The organism is bacterium, from assembly GCA_017744355.1.
Classification (GTDB): domain Bacteria; phylum Cyanobacteriota; class Sericytochromatia; order S15B-MN24; family UBA4093; genus JAGIBK01.
On sequence record JAGIBK010000001.1, the window covers coordinates 516,235 to 530,951 of the forward strand.

A 14,717-nucleotide genomic window follows, 5' to 3' on the forward strand; every position below is an offset into this window, starting at 1 on the left:
CCTCAAGCCAATCCGTGGCGGAAACTTCGCACAATGAGCCATTCTGCCACCGCAAGGTTGATAGCCCAACCGGCGGCCATACAAACCGTCCTGGCAAACTCCCCGTGGATGCCAGGGACAAGAAACCAGGGGATGTGGGTGAAGACCTGCGTGCCGGCGCCCAGGCCCAAGGCGTAACCGCGCATCATCCAGGCGCGATGGCGTAGGATATCGCGCTTCCGAATCGCGAGATACCCGCGCACGATAAACCAGGTCATTGCCGCGCCCACCAGAAGCCGGATCACGTAGAGACTCGGGCCGTCGAACCTTGCAGGGCCGTCAAATTTCGCAAGGGGGAAGAACAGGGTCATCCACAACCCAGAGAGTGCAACGATCAAGCCACTCGGAATGAGCACCCGCCCGGCCAAGCGATGCCACTTGGGGTTTCGGCGTAGGAAACCAGGTGAGAACTGAAAGGCCCCCAGGATCGCGTAAATAATTGAGCACAAAATGTGCAGCACGACAGGAACAGGGGCGGCAATGAACCGCGCGTTTTCCGGGGTGATCGGGGCATCGCCTCCGAGCTGAACGAGACGAACGGTGCCGGCAACCACGGGGAGGAGGCTCAGAACAATCAAGCCAATTGGGACAAGCCAACTGCTTCTTGCGCTCGCCTTGCTATCTCTGTTCATCGTAGAGGCCATTTTTGTGCGCCTTTCTAGGGCATCTTAGTGATTGCGAGCGCGTGAGTGGCGCGGTAAGCAACCTCGCCTGGGCGCAGTGCCGTTCAGGGGGCGGATGGATTCAAGGACGTTATCATTCAAGCACCGTGTCGATAGCTGCACAAGCTTGCCTCGTTCGGATGCAATTGACTTTCGAACTGTCCGTAATACATAATCACTGTTATGCCAAAAAGAGTTGATTCTGATTTGCAACGACGCCTCATCGCCAGCGCGGCGATCGACGTCATCAACGATGTCGGGCTGGATGGGGCCCGGCTACGCGATGTCGCACAAGCCGCCAATGTGACGACCGGAGCCGTCATGCACTACTTTGACGGCAAGGATGCCGTCCTGGAGGCGGCGCTTGAGGAAGCGGTTCGCCGCATCCTTGAGAAGCAAGATAGCCCCCGTGGCAGGACAGGTCCGATGGACGTTCGGCGGTTCATCAAAAGCGCATGCGCCTACCTCCCGATCGACGCGGGCAGCCGTCAGGAATGGCGCGTTTGGCTTGCCTTCTGGGGGCGGGCCATCGCTGATGAACGGCTGCGCGCGCTGCACCGCCAATACTATGCGGAGATTGTCGAGCGTTTGATTGGGCTGTTGCCAGCCATCCGGACGACGGATCTCCCCCCTGCCCCCTCCCAGATGAGGCGCTGCGCGGACGCGCTGATCGCGGCGATAGACGGCATCGGCACGCGAGCGACACTGGAGCCCGAGCACTGGCCGCCAGATCGCCAGCGTGAGACGCTTGAAACTCTGCTCTTACCCCTTCTCACGGCGTTCGCCAACGGCAGCAGCGACAGCTGATTTCGGGTAACATCTCGCATCCTCGGCCCTGGAATGTCGCAAGCGAACCCTCGGAACAAGGTCCTCTTCCCGTATCACGCCCCCACCGACAAGGAGGAAGCTAACGCATGACGAATCGAGACATGACCCGAGATGACAAGCTCGATGATTTCGATCCTCGCGAGATCACCCTCAACGACGTGACGAAGAAGGTCTACATTGCCGGAACCGGCCCCGCCGTGATTGTCATGACGGAAATGCCGGGTATCAGCCCGCACGTCGCGCGCTTCAGCCGCTGGGTGCGGGATGCGGGCTTCACGGTCTACATGCCTTCGCTCTTCGGTCGGGATGGTGCTGTGCCGGGTGCCGAGGAGGGGGCAGCCGTTTTCCAGCGCGCCTGCGTCAGTGCCGAGTTCCGCGCCTTATCCGCCAACGAGTCGAGCCCCGTCACCATATGGCTGCGCGCGCTCGCCCGACTGGCGCATGAAGAGTGCGGTGGTCCCGGCGTCGGGGCGATCGGGATGTGCTTCACCGGAAACTTCGCGCTCACGATGATGCTCGAGCCCTCGATGCTCGCGCCGGTCCTCTCTCAACCCTCGCTACCGCTCAACGATCCGGCCGGCCTGAACATTTCTCCCGACGAGCTTGCCGCTGTCCGGGAGCGTCTTGATCGGGAAGACCTCACCGTCCTGGCTTATCGTTTCGAAGGGGATCGCTTCTGCAAGGCCCAGCGGTTTGCGGCTTATTCCGAGGCTCTCGGCGAGCGCTTCGTGGGGCGAGTGCTTCCTGACAGCGCCGCCAATCCGGACACGGCACCCTTCTTCTCACGGCATGTGGCTTTTCCGCACAGCGTCGTAACCGCCCATCTGATCGATGAAGCTGGCCAGCCTACCGTCGCTGCCCGTGACGAGATCCTGTCGTTCTTCAAGCAACGACTCGCGCCATCAGATGCAGATTGCTCGATGGTCCAGGATGGTGAAGCAGCAATACACCCGTAACGGGTAGCGACGAACGCGGAGAAAGGCTCTCAGGAATTCATGCGCTTTACGATTGCGCGCTCAGTGCCTGCGCGAGAGATAGGCTGAGGCATGTATTTGCAGAGCGTATCAAGTTCAGCGCGTCGCCTCCAGTAGGAGGGCTTGCACCCAATCGACCTCGCCCAGGGATGCGCTCGCGAAAATCGGCGAAATAACAGCATCTTCCGATTGCCATGCGACTCAAAATGCTGTTATAGTAAGACGCATATTCCGCGTTAGCTCAGTCGGTAGAGCGGGTGACTGTTAATCACTAGGTCGCTGGTTCGAGTCCAGCACGCGGAGCTAAAAAACCAGAAGGGCCTCGGAGGAATCCGGGGCCCTTTTGTCGTTTGTCCCTCGGCCTTGCTCCCTTTGCAGCTTTCGCTTCCGCTGATGCTTCCCCATAGCTCGGGCATCAACCTGACGACGCAGTGAGAAGTTGAGGATCTCCTCGATGCCATCGGGAGCCTTCCAAGCACCTTTAAGCCGGCGAATCAGGCGCCCCATGGGTTCTGGAACTGCTTATCCATGAAGGCGTCAACGCCTTCCTCCCAGGCCTCCTGCGGGGTCCGCCGTCTGAGTTCCTTTGGAAGGTGAACAACATGGCGCGAATACGCTCTCTCGTTCTTTTTTCGTTCCGGCGTGCTACGGTGCCGTCGTCGAGCCAGCCTCCAGTGTCGGCTCAACATCGTCTGTCGTTAAACCAAAAGATCAGGCGCTGCGGGGATTTCGCTGTCATAGTGTCGGAAGTGACGCCTAATTCTCAGTTCCGAGCGCAGCCCGTTCGGAGACGAGCACTCGCCCCAAATTGGCGGACGCTCACCAGTCGCGCATCTTCTCGGCAACGGTGCTCTTGCAAGTGCAGACGTAGATCATCCTAGTTTTCAGGTCGGCGTGGCCAAGTACGGCCTGGAGCTAATCCAGGGAACGTTCTTGTGGGCCGTCGCGAAGGAGCGGCAGAGCGAGTGGGCGCTCACCTTGACGTCCGTCAGCTTCGAGATGCGCTGGAAGCGGCGGACTAGGAGCTCGCGGTCGAGGACGGTGCCCTGCTCGGCGTAGGCCCGCAGCAGCTGACCTGCTCTATTTTTTGCTGAAACTAGTTTTTGACGATTGGGATGGCTGCAATCCTTGGGTTAATACATAGAACAAAGAACATGTGCTAATATGGGAAATAAATAATTCTTATCTATAGGCCTTTTCAAAATGGCGATAGGCGATATCACCACTATTCAACTTAAGATGAATGCGAATAAATATTCGAAGATGACGAGTTAAATGCTGCCGCAGAATAGTGTGTATTAGGTGAGAACTTTGGCAGTATCAAAAAGGTATTTAGGAAATGATTGAAATTAGAAAATCTCGTTCCAGTGATGGTGAGCGCGCAGTTGAAATTTGGCGGCGTGCGGTTGATGCTACGCATGATTTTTTGTCATCTCAGGACCGAGAAGCTATCGACGAGATGGTGTGTGGCTTTCTACCCCAGGCGCCGCTTTGGCTTGCTGTAGATGACAATGACTATCCGTTGGCCTTCATGTTCATCGAAGACGGGCATATGCAAGCACTATTCGTTGACCCTGCTTACCGGGGAACTGGCATCGGGGCTGCGCTAGTGCGTCATGGCCTCACGCTTCATCCTCAGATGACGACCGACGTTAATGAACAGAACGGTCAAGCCGTTGGTTTCTATGAGAAAATGGGCTTCAAGCAAATTGGTCGCTCGCCAGTTGATGACCAAGGCCGGCCCTATCCGCTGATACATCTTGAGTATCGAAGCTAATTGATCGGACTATAAATTCTGGTCGCCCGTGATTCACAGAATTTATATTTACTCGATCCCCACGCCGCAATGCGCTCAGGCTTGCGGCGTTTTTGCTTTTTATGCTCCAGCGTAGAATCTTGATTATTAATCGACGCTTCTTCCGAAAAAAGTCAAGCCCATGAAACTCAAGGTCAAAAACGTAGCGTTACCAAGGCCAAGAGTCCCAAGCTGAGAATGATCAGGCCTGACAGCCGATTGGTCCAGCGAAGAATCTTCATGTCGAGTCGCTCAGCGAGCATCCCAACCCCAACGCTCAACAAGAGCCACCATAGTGCCGATCCAACACACACCCCTGCCACAAGCAAGAGACCTGCCCCCCGTTCACTCATTGAGCCGAGGCCCATCCCGGCAAAAACGGCCGCAAAGGAAAGGATGGTCATCGGGTTCGAGATCGTAAGTAGAAAGGTCGTTGCGAAAGCGCCCATATACTGCTCCTGGGCCAGAGTTGCAGCCTTTGTTGCAGGAGACGACTGCAGGGTACGCCAGCCAAGAACGATGAGAAAGAGAGCGCCAAGCAAGTGCAGCCAAGGCCTCATCCCCAGCAGCCATCCAGACACAGAGGAAAGCCCGAGGGCCGCCACCAAACCGTAAAGGGTATCCGCGCCCGTCGCTCCAAGGCCTGAGACAAAGCCGACCCGACGCCCCTGAGTAAGAGTCCTACGAATACAAAGCAATCCGATCGGCCCTACAGGGGCAGCAACTGAAAGTCCAATCACTGCCCCCTTCAGGAAGCTCGTCCAATCCAAACCATCGAGTAACAACCAACCGCTCATCGGGTTCTCCTTTGCAAGACAGCCAAAACAAAAACCCGGGCCATAACCCGGGTTGCAAAGGGAATCACATTGAACCGGGGCATGGCCGTACACGACCCAAGCCCCAGCGCAGCTAGTACGGAGAGGCGTGGGCCATTGGATTATTCAGGTTGATGCTCGAAAGCATGATTTGAATCATCGACATGGAACCACGACCTCCTTTCTGGGCGGCCCCATACCGTAGCAGGCATGCCATGGCCTGTCAATCAGCTCTCTGAGTGCTTGGAAATTTCAAATGACACAGGGCGCCCCATTCTTAGGGCGTTCTTAGTGTTAAGGGAGTGAACACCAATGCCCCGATCTTGACGGATTACCCGTACACCTTCTACGTTCCACTCGAAGGCCAATATCAGGGGCTGCTCTTACGGGCGAACTCCAGCAGACTATCACGGTCCAAGACGAGAAGAACCCCGTGTTCATGGTTCGGCAGCTTGCGATGCAACTCGATCGGCCCGAGCATCGGGTCCTATCGCTTTGACTGCGCTGCCGCAGACTTAGAAAGAATGGCGTACCACCAAATGAACGAAACTTACATGACGCGCGAAGTTGCTCTGGATTATGCGACCAGAATCCTCCGGGAGCGCTACCCAGGAGCCCAACTTGCCTTCGCTGCCGGATCGATCATACGTGGCGAAGGCACTTCAACCTCTGATCTCGATCTGGTGGTAATCTTCGACAAACTTTCTCAGGCATATCGGGAATCCTTCCTGTTTGAGGGGCTTCCCGTGGAAGCCTTCGTTCACGATCCCGAGACCCTTGCCTATTTCTGTTGGCAGATGGATCGAAAAGAGGGGATTCCCTCACTGCCAACCATGCTCGCAGATGGCGTTGCTTTGCCAGCTTCTTCCCAACTTGCAGAAGAACTTGTCTTGATGGGCAAGAAAGTTCTAGAAGCGGGGCCAGAGCCGATGAGCACGGAGGAAATATCAAGACGGCGGTATCACCTGGGGGAGTTGCTGGACGATCTTCGGGCGCCCCGTTCCAAGGTTGAGATGATGGCTATTGGTACGGCCTTGTACGGACCGTTGGCTGATTTTGCGCTTCGCCAACGCGGCGTCTATTCAGCGACTGGCAAATGGATTCCGCGTCGGCTTCAGGCGACTGACGAACAGCTCCACGATCGCTTTCACCAAGCTTTCGAGCAACTCTTCAGAGAAAGTGCGTCTGCGGAAGTGATTGCACTGGTTGAGGATGTTCTAGCACCTGTCGATGGTCCCCTATTCGAAGACTACCGCCTGGATGCGCCCAAAGAATGGCGGCAAAAGGTATTTGAGGTATGAATGCTACTTGGGTGAGCCACGGCCTGGCTGCGCGGCGTAACCATGCGCCACGGATCACCCAGCCAGTTGAGCCCTCAACGCTTTCCTCGGGCATTGAATTCCTCGCGTGGCGCCTGCTGCCGAAGCCTTGGTTGACTGTAGAATATTTGTTCGATATCATGTCCAACCTAGAAACGATATAGGGCATGCATCCAGAGATGCTCGCGAATGAGGCCTGTTGGCGGTGCCGTCAACGAAAAGGATGCCTTGATCACGCATAAAGAGCGTAGAGCAAGACGCGGCTTCCAGTGCGATGTTTACGGAGAGCGGATGTTCTTGTCAAAGCTTTTGTGAATAGTAGAAAATGAGCAACTCTGACGCTCAAACAACGAACAGGAGACAAATGAATCCCGCCGAATCCGCCGCCACCCCAACGAGTACAGACCTCACCCTCGATACCGCGACGGCCTCCCGGAACCGGCTCGTCATCTCCCTGCTACTCGTCTCGACCTTTGTGGTCATTCTCAATGAGACGATCATGGGCGTGGCCATCCCACACCTGATGCATGACCTCGGGATCACCGCCAGCACTGCGCAATGGCTGACCACGGCCTTCATGCTGACCATGGCGGTCGTCATCCCGGTCACCGGCTTCTTGCTACAGCGGCTCAACACCCGACCGGTCTTCATGCTGGCGATGACCACCTTCAGCCTCGGCACCCTTGTCGCAGCCCTGGCTCCCGGCCTACCGGTGTTGCTCGTCGGTCGCATCATTCAGGCGATCGGTACGGCCATTATGATGCCTCTGCTCATGACCACCATCATGACCCTGGTCCCACCGGAGTCCCGTGGCAAGACGATGGGCAACATCTCGATCGTCATCTCGGTGGCCCCTGCCATCGGGCCCACCCTTTCAGGGATCATCCTCAGCCAGCTGACCTGGCGCTGGATGTTCTGGCTGGTGCTGCCGATCGCCCTGGGCTCACTGATCCTGGGCGCGACGCGCATCTCGAACGTCGCGACCACCAACGATGCCCCCCTTGACGTGCCCTCGGTCATTCTTTCGGTCTTCGGCTTTGGTGGCCTGGTCTATGGCCTCAACAAGATCGGTGAAATGGCGAGCAATGCCGGATCTGTCGCCGGCTGGGCGCCTCTTGCTGTCGGCGCCGTGGCGCTCGTCGCCTTCATCGCACGCCAGCTCTGGCTCCAGCGTAAGGATCGCGCTCTGCTCGACCTGCGGACGCTGACCTCGCGTAACTTCACGCTCTGCGTGACCGCGCTCGCCATCAGCATGATGGCGCTCTTCGGCACCTTCATCCTGTTGCCCATCTACATGCAGAACGTGCTGGGTCTGGACCCGCTGAAGTGCGGCCTGCTGCTCCTCCCCGGCGGCCTCATCATGGGCCTGATGGCCCCTCCGGTCGGGCGCTTCTACGATCGCCACGGTCCCACCTTTCTGGTCGTGCCCGGTACTCTCATGGCTTCGGCCGTCCTTTGGTGGATGACGACGATAAGCCCGAACACGCCGGTTCCCGCGCTCTTGATCGCGCACGTCGTGCTCAGTGTGGGCTTGGCCCTGACCTTTACCCCGATCTACACCGCCGGTCTCGGCTCGCTGCCGTCCAAGCTCTACTCTCACGGCAGTGCCCTCGTCGGCACCATCCAGCAACTGGCAGGCGCCGCGGGTGCTGCGCTCTTCGTCGCTTTGATGTCGCTGCAAACGACTGCCCTGCTGTCCAAAGGGCTGTCGCAAGTGGCGGCCACTGCCGGCGGCATTCGCGTCGCCTTTGTGTGGGGCGCCGTCATCTCGATGTTCGCTGTCGCAGCTGCGTTTTTCGTGAAGAAGCCGCTCGATGGCGGGCCGTCCCACGGGTAAGCGACATCCCGAAGGTCGGCAATAAACGGTAAGCAATCAAAATCGGCCTCGATGACGATATCGTCATCGAGGCCGATTGGCGTATTTACCGGATCACGCGAGGCATCGTGACAGACGTCCTCACGCAGGGCCTATCTTGTTAGGTCGACGGCTGTGGATCTGAGGCCTTCGCCGATAGGCTGGATCGCGTTGATGACGAACTCCCTTATAAATGGAGCGTGGCAAGGGCCTCGACAGGAATCGCCTGACTCTGCTCACGCGACTCGGCATGGTCAGCCTGAGGCCTCAGACGCATCCAACCCAGCATCCCCAGGCCGAAGAGCGCCATGGCTCCGCCCCACAAGAGGTTGAGGTTGTATCCCAGAGAGATCCGATAGAGGGATGGTTCAGTCGTGAGGCCGTAAACGGCCAAAAGCCCGCCGAGGATCAGGAACATCAAGCCAATCGGCATGCGAATATCGAGCATGATTCCTCCTACTTGAACACGAAGTTCAGGGCGACGGTGAGGCACAGCACCACTCCCCCGAGCAAGGCCGGCCGACGGTACCAGGCTATCGCCGTGGCGTCATGCTTGGGCGTCAGGCTGTAGACCAGGCCCGCCAGCTCTTTGTCGGGGCGAGGCGAGGTGAACAGGCTGATCAGGACCGTGCTGCCGAGACAGAAGCCGAAGGCGTAGATGGCGGCGTAGAAATTGGCGGCCATATCGCTCGGATAGTGTAGCGCCCCCATCTTGAGCAGGACGTAGTGGCCCATGGCGGTCAGGGTGCCGACCACCAGGCCCCAGAAGGCCCCATGGCCCGTCGTACGTTTCCAGAACATGCCCAAGAGGAAGGTCGCGAAGAGCGGCGCGTTGAAGAAGGAGAAGAGCAGTTGCAGGTAGTCCATGATGTTCTTGAAGTTCATGGCGATGTAGGCCGCCCCGACCGAGATCAGGATCCCTGCGAACGTCGCTGCCCGCCCCATCCAGAGGTAATGGGCGTCTGAGCCATCCTTCTTGATGTAGGCCTGGTAGATGTCATAGGTCCAGACCGTGTTGAAGGCCGTCACGTTACCTGCCATCCCTGACATGAACGAGGCCAAGAGGGCCGTGAGGCCCAGGCCGAGCATGCCGGACGGGTAGTAGTGCTGCAGGAGCATCGGGAGCGCCATGTTGTAGTCATAGCCCCCACCCGGCAACTGGGTGAGTAAGGGGGCGGCGCCGCGCAGCGGATGAAGGGTGAGGGCGATCGCGATGAGCCCCGGGGTGATGACCAGGAACGGGAAGAGCATCTTGGGCACCGCGGCGATCAAGGGCGTGTTCCGCGCCGCGTTCATGTCCTGCGCGGCCATGGCGCGCTGGACCACCAGGAAGTCCGTGCACCAGTAGCCGAACGAGAGCACGAAGCCCAGACCCATCGCCATGCCGAGCCACTCGATGCCCATGGGGTTGCTGCTCGCAGAGCCCAGGCCCTGCCAGGCGTGAGCAAAGCCGTCCGGCATGCGCGCGACCAGTCCTTCCCAGCCGCCGACGTCCTTGAGCCCCAGCATCACCAAGGGGGCGAAGCCGAAGACGATGAGGAAGAACTGGAGCACCTCGTTGTAGATACTGGAGGTGAGGCCGCCCAGGATGGTGTAGGCGAGCACTACCACCGCCGAGACCAGGATGCTCGCGTGGATCGACCAGCCGAGAAGCAGCTGGAACACCAAGGCCATGGCGTACATGTTGATGCCCGAGGCGAGTACCGTCATGGCCGCGAACGAGATGGCGTTGAGGCCCCGGGTCTTCTCGTCGAAGCGCAGCTTGAGGTACTCGGGCACGCTACGGGCCTTGGAGCCGTAGTAGAAGGGCATCATGAAGATGCCCACGAAGACCATGGCCGGGATGGCGCCGACCCAGTAGAAGTGGTTGGTCAACAGACCGTACTTGGCCCCGTTCGCGGCCATTCCCATGACCTCGAGCGCGCCGAGATTCGCCGATAGGAAGGCGAGGCCCGCGATCCAACCCGGGATCCGGCGCCCCGAACTGAAGAAGTCGTCGGCGTTCTTCACGCTACGCTTGAGCGCAAAGCCGATCCCGAGGACGAAGACGGCGTAGATGATAAGAACCGCGTAGTCAATCCAGCTAGGGTGCATCAGGGAAGCCTTTCTAGCAAGAAAATCCGCTGACGGGGGTACTATTGCTTACCCTTCAATTTTGACACAAAAACGAGACAAGTGCAGGTTGTTTTGGTTTCGGTTTGGCCGGCGATGCGGGGGCCAAACCGACGAGGCGGGTTTAGCGCCCCAAGAGCCGCGGAGCCAATTTCAGGTCGGCGGTTATTGCCAAGTCGCCGGCGTTCTTGCCGACTGCCAACCGGTAGGTTCCTTTCGAAAGGCGCCAGCGGCCGGCTTTCGCGTCGAACCGCGACAGCAAGCGCGGATCGATCGTCATCGTGATGCGCCGCGCCTCCCCGGGACGAAGCTCGACGTGCTCGAAGCCCAGCAAGCGAGCGCGCTTTTCGCCCGCTGCTTCCGTCAGGTAGACCTGAGGCACATCCGCACCCGATCGGCCGCCGACGTTTTGCACGGTGAAACTGGCCGTCGGCGCCTCGCCTCCGCTGACCGTGAAGTCACGATAGGCGAATTTTGTATAGCTCAGCCCGTGCCCAAAGGCATACAGGGGCTTTGCCCCGGTCTTGGCGTACCAGCGATAACCCACCTCGGCGCCTTCGCGATAATGGGCCGTGACCGGCGCCCCGTAGGGAGTGCCGAAGCCCGGTAACTCTGGCCGAGGCGTCTGCGCCGCGTTGGCTGGGAATGTCATCGGCAGTCGGCCGGACGGATTGACCTTGCCGGTCAGGATCTCAGCGATCGCTTGGCCACCGGCCTGCCCGGGGAACCAGGCTTCGACGATGGCCTTCACCTTGCTATGCCACGGCATCGCAATCGGATTGCCGGTTTCGAGCACGACGAGGGTGTTGGGGTTCGCCGCGGCCACCGCCTCGATCAGCGCATCCTGCCCGAACGGCAGCGACATGTCGGGGCTGTCGAACTCTTCGCTCTCATGCCGAACCCCGAAGACGATCGCAAGATCCGATCGCCGTGCCAGAGCGGCCGCCTCGGCCGGAGAGGCCCCGGGGTTGTAACTGAAGGAGGCGTCCGGGAGCAACTTCCTCAACTCCGCGAGCGGCGAGGAGGGGAGGAAACTCATATTGCGAACCGCCGCCATGTTGCCTTCGCCGCCGAGCGGGACGGTCGCAGCGAAGCCGCCCGGTGGTGTGACCATGCTCGAGCCGCCACCGGCCAGCACGCCCAGATGCGCCTGACCGCCGATCACCGCGATTCGTTGCTTGCCGGCCGCGATGGGGAGCATGCCCTCGTTCTTCAAGAGCACGATCCCCTGGCGAGCGACTTCAAGCGCCGCCGCGTGATGCTGCGCCGTGTCGATCGCAGGTTGGGGCGGGGGCTGGTCCAAGCCGACCGCGTAGATGGAGCGCAGGATGCGGCGGACCATGTCGGAGAGGCGAGACTTTGGAAATTGCCCCTGGGCGTAAGCCTCCTTGAGCGGCTGATCGAACCAGATTCGCTCGTCCAGCTGCGAACCGGACTCTTGATCGAGGCCGTGCAAAGCGTCACGCCAGCCATGGACCGCGCCCCAGTCGGACATGACCCATCCCCGGTAGCCCCAATCGCCCTTGAGGACCCCATTCAACAGCAGGTCATTGCCCGAAGCATGGACGCCATTGACCTTGTTGTAAGCGCTCATGACAGCGCCCGGCTCGGAGCGCTCAAGCGCCATCTGAAAGGCGAGGAGGTCGGATTCGCGGTGGGCGGTCGGGTCGATGATTGCATCGAGCCGGTGGCGATTGGTCTCGTTCGCGTTGAGGGAGAAGTGCTTGATCGTCGAGATGACCCCTTGCGCCTGCGTGCCGATGACCTGCTCGCTCGCCAAGACGGCACTGAGCAGCGGGTCCTCCGAGAGATACTCGAAGTTTCGACCATTGCGCGGATCCCTGGCAAGGTTCATCCCACCGCCGAGCAGCACATTGAAGCCCTTGGCGCGCGCTTCGCGTCCGAGGATGACGCCCGTCTCTCGCGCGAGCTTTGGATTGAAGGTCGCGCCGAGCGCCAGGCCTGCAGGTAAGGCCGTGGCGGTGTCACCGGCCCGGAAACCTGAGGGGTTGGTGATGCCCAAGCTCCCATCGGTCTCTCTGAGCGCGGGAATCCCGAGGCGCGGCACTCCCGGCACGTAGCCGGCGCTCGGTCGGGCATCCGAAGGCACGCGCGGGTCCCGTGCGCCGTCGAATCCCATGGGCATGAGCCCCATGACCAGCGAGAAGCGTTCAGCGTCCGTCATTTGCTGCTCCGTTTCACGCGCTCGCACGTCGGCGAGCGATTCCGGAGCGATCGCCTGAGCTGGTAGGCACTGGAAAGGCAGTAAAAGCGCGGAGCCGATCAGGAGAATGCGCGGTCTGTGGTTGGAATGCACGAACTCTCTCTTTCAGGGGGCCGAGGTGATGGTTCTCGATAACGAGGGACCTGATGGGGGAGCGTGGCCTCGATCGTCATATCACTCCATGAAACTCGCATTTCGACAACGATTTCCTGGCTGATCATGCGTAGTCCAGACGTTTGCTTAGGAATGAGGATTGGCAGCCTGGGCCAGAGTCCCCGCATGCTAGACTGTTCAATCAAATCAGGAGGGAAAAATGCTCGGACAAGAACGAGACGCAATCAAAGTGGGCCTCGAGGTGGGCATCGTCCTCAAGGCCGATCAGCGCTCAAATCGGATCACGCGGGGCATCGTGGCGGATATCCTGACCAAGTCGCCCTTTCATCCCCACGGCATCAAAGTGCGCCTCACGGATGGTCAGGTTGGTCGAGTGAAAGAAATTTACTGAGTTTGCTACCGCGAATTTTGCAGATGGCAAGCCCTCAGGCCGTGTGATCAGCGAGAATTGGAGTTGCCACCCGTATTGCCTCACCTTCGGGTGGGGCCTTTCTTTTTCGCGAAGAATGCTTCGTGTGATTGATGATTTTATCTAGTAGAGTTAAACAAGTGATTTGTTTATCATGGAGCGATCGTTCAAGGTTTTCTGTTGAGATTTTGGGCGATTGGTTCAGAGCGATTGCTGCCTGAGCCAAAGTGGATCATTTGTGAAAATTGGAAAACAAAGCTGTAGGCGCCCCGTGTGGGTGAAGATGAAAGAGGCTCCTTTCCGGATGAAGAAAATCGCGCTGCTTGCCATTACCACGATCCTGGTCGGATGCACCGCCACTGCTCCCAACACTTCTCAGACGCCACAGAAAGCGGCCGATGAAACACCAACGATCACAATCCTGTCGATCGATGAACTCCGAGCCACCTTGCGTGATCTCAACGTGGCCGTTCAAGACCTCGATCAGGTGGGATTCCCAAAGCGCGGCACTGTTCCGCCGGCTTCCTCCTATCGCGTGTCCGCGTTGTCCGATTCACTCATGAACAGTGGTTGGATAGGCCCCACGGACCTTGGAAACGGCAAGACGAAGTGGGTCAGGACGACTCAAAAGGCCGGCGAAGGGAACCAACTTGTCGAGGATATCGAGTCGACCCTCGTCCTGGGCCCTGGCGAGCATCAGATCACTCGGACGGATGTCGTAAAGGCCAGCGAGACGCGCCCGCTGGGCACCTATCTCACGGAAGGTATTGCGCCACCGGAGAGCGGGGAGATCGGTTCACGCCATTCCGAACTCCAGACCACCTATACGTCCGCGGACCAGAGCATTTCTCGCTCCTACACGCTGACCGCCGATCACAATCGCACCTCGAACACCGACACGTCGAACAGCGCAAAATTGGTTGGTGAGCTTGCTTCTGGCACCAACGTGGATTTGAAGACCAGCTTCCATAACTACGACAGCACCTTTTCAGGGACAGTGACCCTGCGCTCGGGTAAGAAGATCGCCCTCTCCTTGTCGGCTGAAAACTCGTATATCAGGCAAGGCGATGTCTCGATTTCAACGGGCAGGAGTCTCGTTGGCCTTTCCTTGAGCGAAGACTTCAAGATGGCGATGACGGTGGCATCAACCACTTCCTCTCCCATAGGGCCCTCGTCAGGAGCTGCGACGAGGGATATCACGATCGATGGAAAGGTAGTTGATCGCAACGAGAGCCAGATCGCAAAAATTTCGATGGGTCCGATCCCCGAACTCATCAGCAAGCTTCCGACCATCTTCATTACCTACGAGGGGAAGCAGGCTGAAGAGTTCGACCCTGGCTTCGAAGTCCTCTTCGGTAAGCTGTATGGCCTTAGCGGGGTGAATGTGTTCAACTGACGAAACACACCTGATTGCCAACAATGGGCCCAGGACGATTTATTTCGCCTGGGCCCATTGTTGAGCCGTTAACCAAGCGTGACCCCGCATCGGGCGACTCTTAAACGAGGCCACGCAAGGTAAGCGAGTGCAGGGGTGGGATGGCTCCTTGACAAGACTCGAACATCTGTTCATT

Annotated in this window: 12 protein-coding genes and 1 tRNA gene; 8 read left to right on the forward strand and 5 right to left on the reverse strand. The window is 58.9% G+C overall.

Features of this window, described 5'->3' with window-relative positions; all coding sequences use genetic code 11:
- Positions 1-2: 2 nt before the first annotated feature.
- The gene (locus tag J7643_02475; GenBank protein ID MBO9539440.1) at positions 3-671 is read right to left on the reverse strand and encodes a DUF2306 domain-containing protein; all 669 of its coding nucleotides are present in this window, start codon (positions 669-671) and stop codon (positions 3-5) included.
- Between the two features lie 237 nt (positions 672-908).
- Between J7643_02475 and J7643_02480 the strand changes: the two genes are divergently transcribed.
- The 4 genes from J7643_02480 (at position 909) to J7643_02495 (ending at position 4,280) form a co-directional block, all read left to right on the forward strand.
- Positions 909-1,508, forward strand: coding sequence for a TetR family transcriptional regulator C-terminal domain-containing protein (locus J7643_02480; GenBank protein ID MBO9539441.1), 600 nt, complete (start codon positions 909-911; stop codon positions 1,506-1,508).
- Positions 1,509-1,615: 107 nt separating this feature from the next.
- Positions 1,616-2,485, forward strand: a complete 870-nt coding sequence (locus J7643_02485) for a dienelactone hydrolase family protein (protein ID MBO9539442.1) — start codon at positions 1,616-1,618, stop codon at positions 2,483-2,485.
- Between the two features lie 248 nt (positions 2,486-2,733).
- Positions 2,734-2,806, forward strand: a tRNA-Asn gene (locus tag J7643_02490).
- A 1,036-nt stretch (positions 2,807-3,842) separates the two neighbouring features.
- On the forward strand, positions 3,843-4,280 hold the full coding sequence (locus tag J7643_02495) for an acetyltransferase (protein ID MBO9539443.1): 438 nt from the start codon (positions 3,843-3,845) through the stop codon (positions 4,278-4,280).
- A gap of 173 nt (positions 4,281-4,453) precedes the next feature.
- Here the strand turns inward: J7643_02495 and J7643_02500 are convergent, their stop codons facing one another.
- Positions 4,454-5,095 (reverse strand): LysE family transporter, encoded by a 642-nt coding sequence (locus J7643_02500; protein MBO9539444.1) that lies wholly within the window; start codon positions 5,093-5,095, stop codon positions 4,454-4,456.
- 557 nt (positions 5,096-5,652) lie between these two features.
- Between J7643_02500 and J7643_02505 the strand changes: the two genes are divergently transcribed.
- Both J7643_02505 and J7643_02510 read left to right on the forward strand, forming a co-directional pair.
- A complete protein-coding gene (locus J7643_02505) occupies positions 5,653-6,414 on the forward strand; it encodes a nucleotidyltransferase domain-containing protein (protein ID MBO9539445.1) in 762 nt (253 codons plus the stop codon).
- A 343-nt stretch (positions 6,415-6,757) separates the two neighbouring features.
- Positions 6,758-8,269 carry a multidrug efflux MFS transporter gene (locus J7643_02510; GenBank protein MBO9539446.1) on the forward strand — a complete coding sequence of 504 codons (1,512 nt, stop codon included), beginning with the start codon at positions 6,758-6,760 and terminating at the stop codon, positions 8,267-8,269.
- 205 nt (positions 8,270-8,474) lie between these two features.
- On the opposite strand, the gene J7643_02515 is transcribed toward J7643_02510, so the two are convergent.
- From J7643_02515 to J7643_02525, 3 genes are all read right to left on the reverse strand, one after another.
- The gene (locus J7643_02515) at positions 8,475-8,735 is read right to left on the reverse strand and encodes a hypothetical protein (GenBank protein MBO9539447.1); all 261 of its coding nucleotides are present in this window, start codon (positions 8,733-8,735) and stop codon (positions 8,475-8,477) included.
- A gap of 8 nt (positions 8,736-8,743) precedes the next feature.
- Complete coding sequence (locus J7643_02520) at positions 8,744-10,381, reverse strand: sodium:solute symporter family protein (GenBank protein MBO9539448.1); 1,638 nt, start codon at positions 10,379-10,381, stop codon at positions 8,744-8,746.
- A 142-nt stretch (positions 10,382-10,523) separates the two neighbouring features.
- Positions 10,524-12,584 (reverse strand): glycoside hydrolase family 3 protein, encoded by a 2,061-nt coding sequence (locus J7643_02525; GenBank protein ID MBO9539449.1) that lies wholly within the window; start codon positions 12,582-12,584, stop codon positions 10,524-10,526.
- Positions 12,585-12,936: 352 nt separating this feature from the next.
- Here J7643_02525 and J7643_02530 point away from each other — a divergent pair, with 352 nt between their 5' ends.
- Positions 12,937-13,128, forward strand: a complete 192-nt coding sequence (locus tag J7643_02530; GenBank protein MBO9539450.1) for a YwbE family protein — start codon at positions 12,937-12,939, stop codon at positions 13,126-13,128.
- A 322-nt stretch (positions 13,129-13,450) separates the two neighbouring features.
- A complete protein-coding gene (locus J7643_02535) occupies positions 13,451-14,542 on the forward strand; it encodes a hypothetical protein (protein ID MBO9539451.1) in 1,092 nt (363 codons plus the stop codon).
- Positions 14,543-14,717 lie beyond the last annotated feature (175 nt).

What these genes read in the sequence shown, in the direction of transcription:
- J7643_02510 (MBO9539446.1), top strand. Translation starts at nt 6,758, where the DNA reads ATGAGCAACTCTGACGCTCAAACAACGAACAGGAGACAAATGAATCCC.
- J7643_02495 (MBO9539443.1), top strand. Translation starts at nt 3,843, where the DNA reads ATGATTGAAATTAGAAAATCTCGTTCCAGTGATGGTGAGCGCGCAGTT.
- J7643_02485 (MBO9539442.1), top strand. Translation starts at nt 1,616, where the DNA reads ATGACGAATCGAGACATGACCCGAGATGACAAGCTCGATGATTTCGAT.
- J7643_02530 (MBO9539450.1), top strand. Translation starts at nt 12,937, where the DNA reads ATGCTCGGACAAGAACGAGACGCAATCAAAGTGGGCCTCGAGGTGGGC.
- J7643_02535 (MBO9539451.1), top strand. Translation starts at nt 13,451, where the DNA reads ATGAAGAAAATCGCGCTGCTTGCCATTACCACGATCCTGGTCGGATGC.
- J7643_02505 (MBO9539445.1), top strand. Translation starts at nt 5,653, where the DNA reads ATGAACGAAACTTACATGACGCGCGAAGTTGCTCTGGATTATGCGACC.
- J7643_02500 (MBO9539444.1), bottom strand. Translation starts at nt 5,095, where the DNA reads ATGAGCGGTTGGTTGTTACTCGATGGTTTGGATTGGACGAGCTTCCTG.
- J7643_02475 (MBO9539440.1), bottom strand. Translation starts at nt 671, where the DNA reads ATGAACAGAGATAGCAAGGCGAGCGCAAGAAGCAGTTGGCTTGTCCCA.
- J7643_02515 (MBO9539447.1), bottom strand. Translation starts at nt 8,735, where the DNA reads ATGCTCGATATTCGCATGCCGATTGGCTTGATGTTCCTGATCCTCGGC.
- J7643_02520 (MBO9539448.1), bottom strand. Translation starts at nt 10,381, where the DNA reads ATGCACCCTAGCTGGATTGACTACGCGGTTCTTATCATCTACGCCGTC.
- J7643_02525 (MBO9539449.1), bottom strand. Translation starts at nt 12,584, where the DNA reads ATGACGGACGCTGAACGCTTCTCGCTGGTCATGGGGCTCATGCCCATG.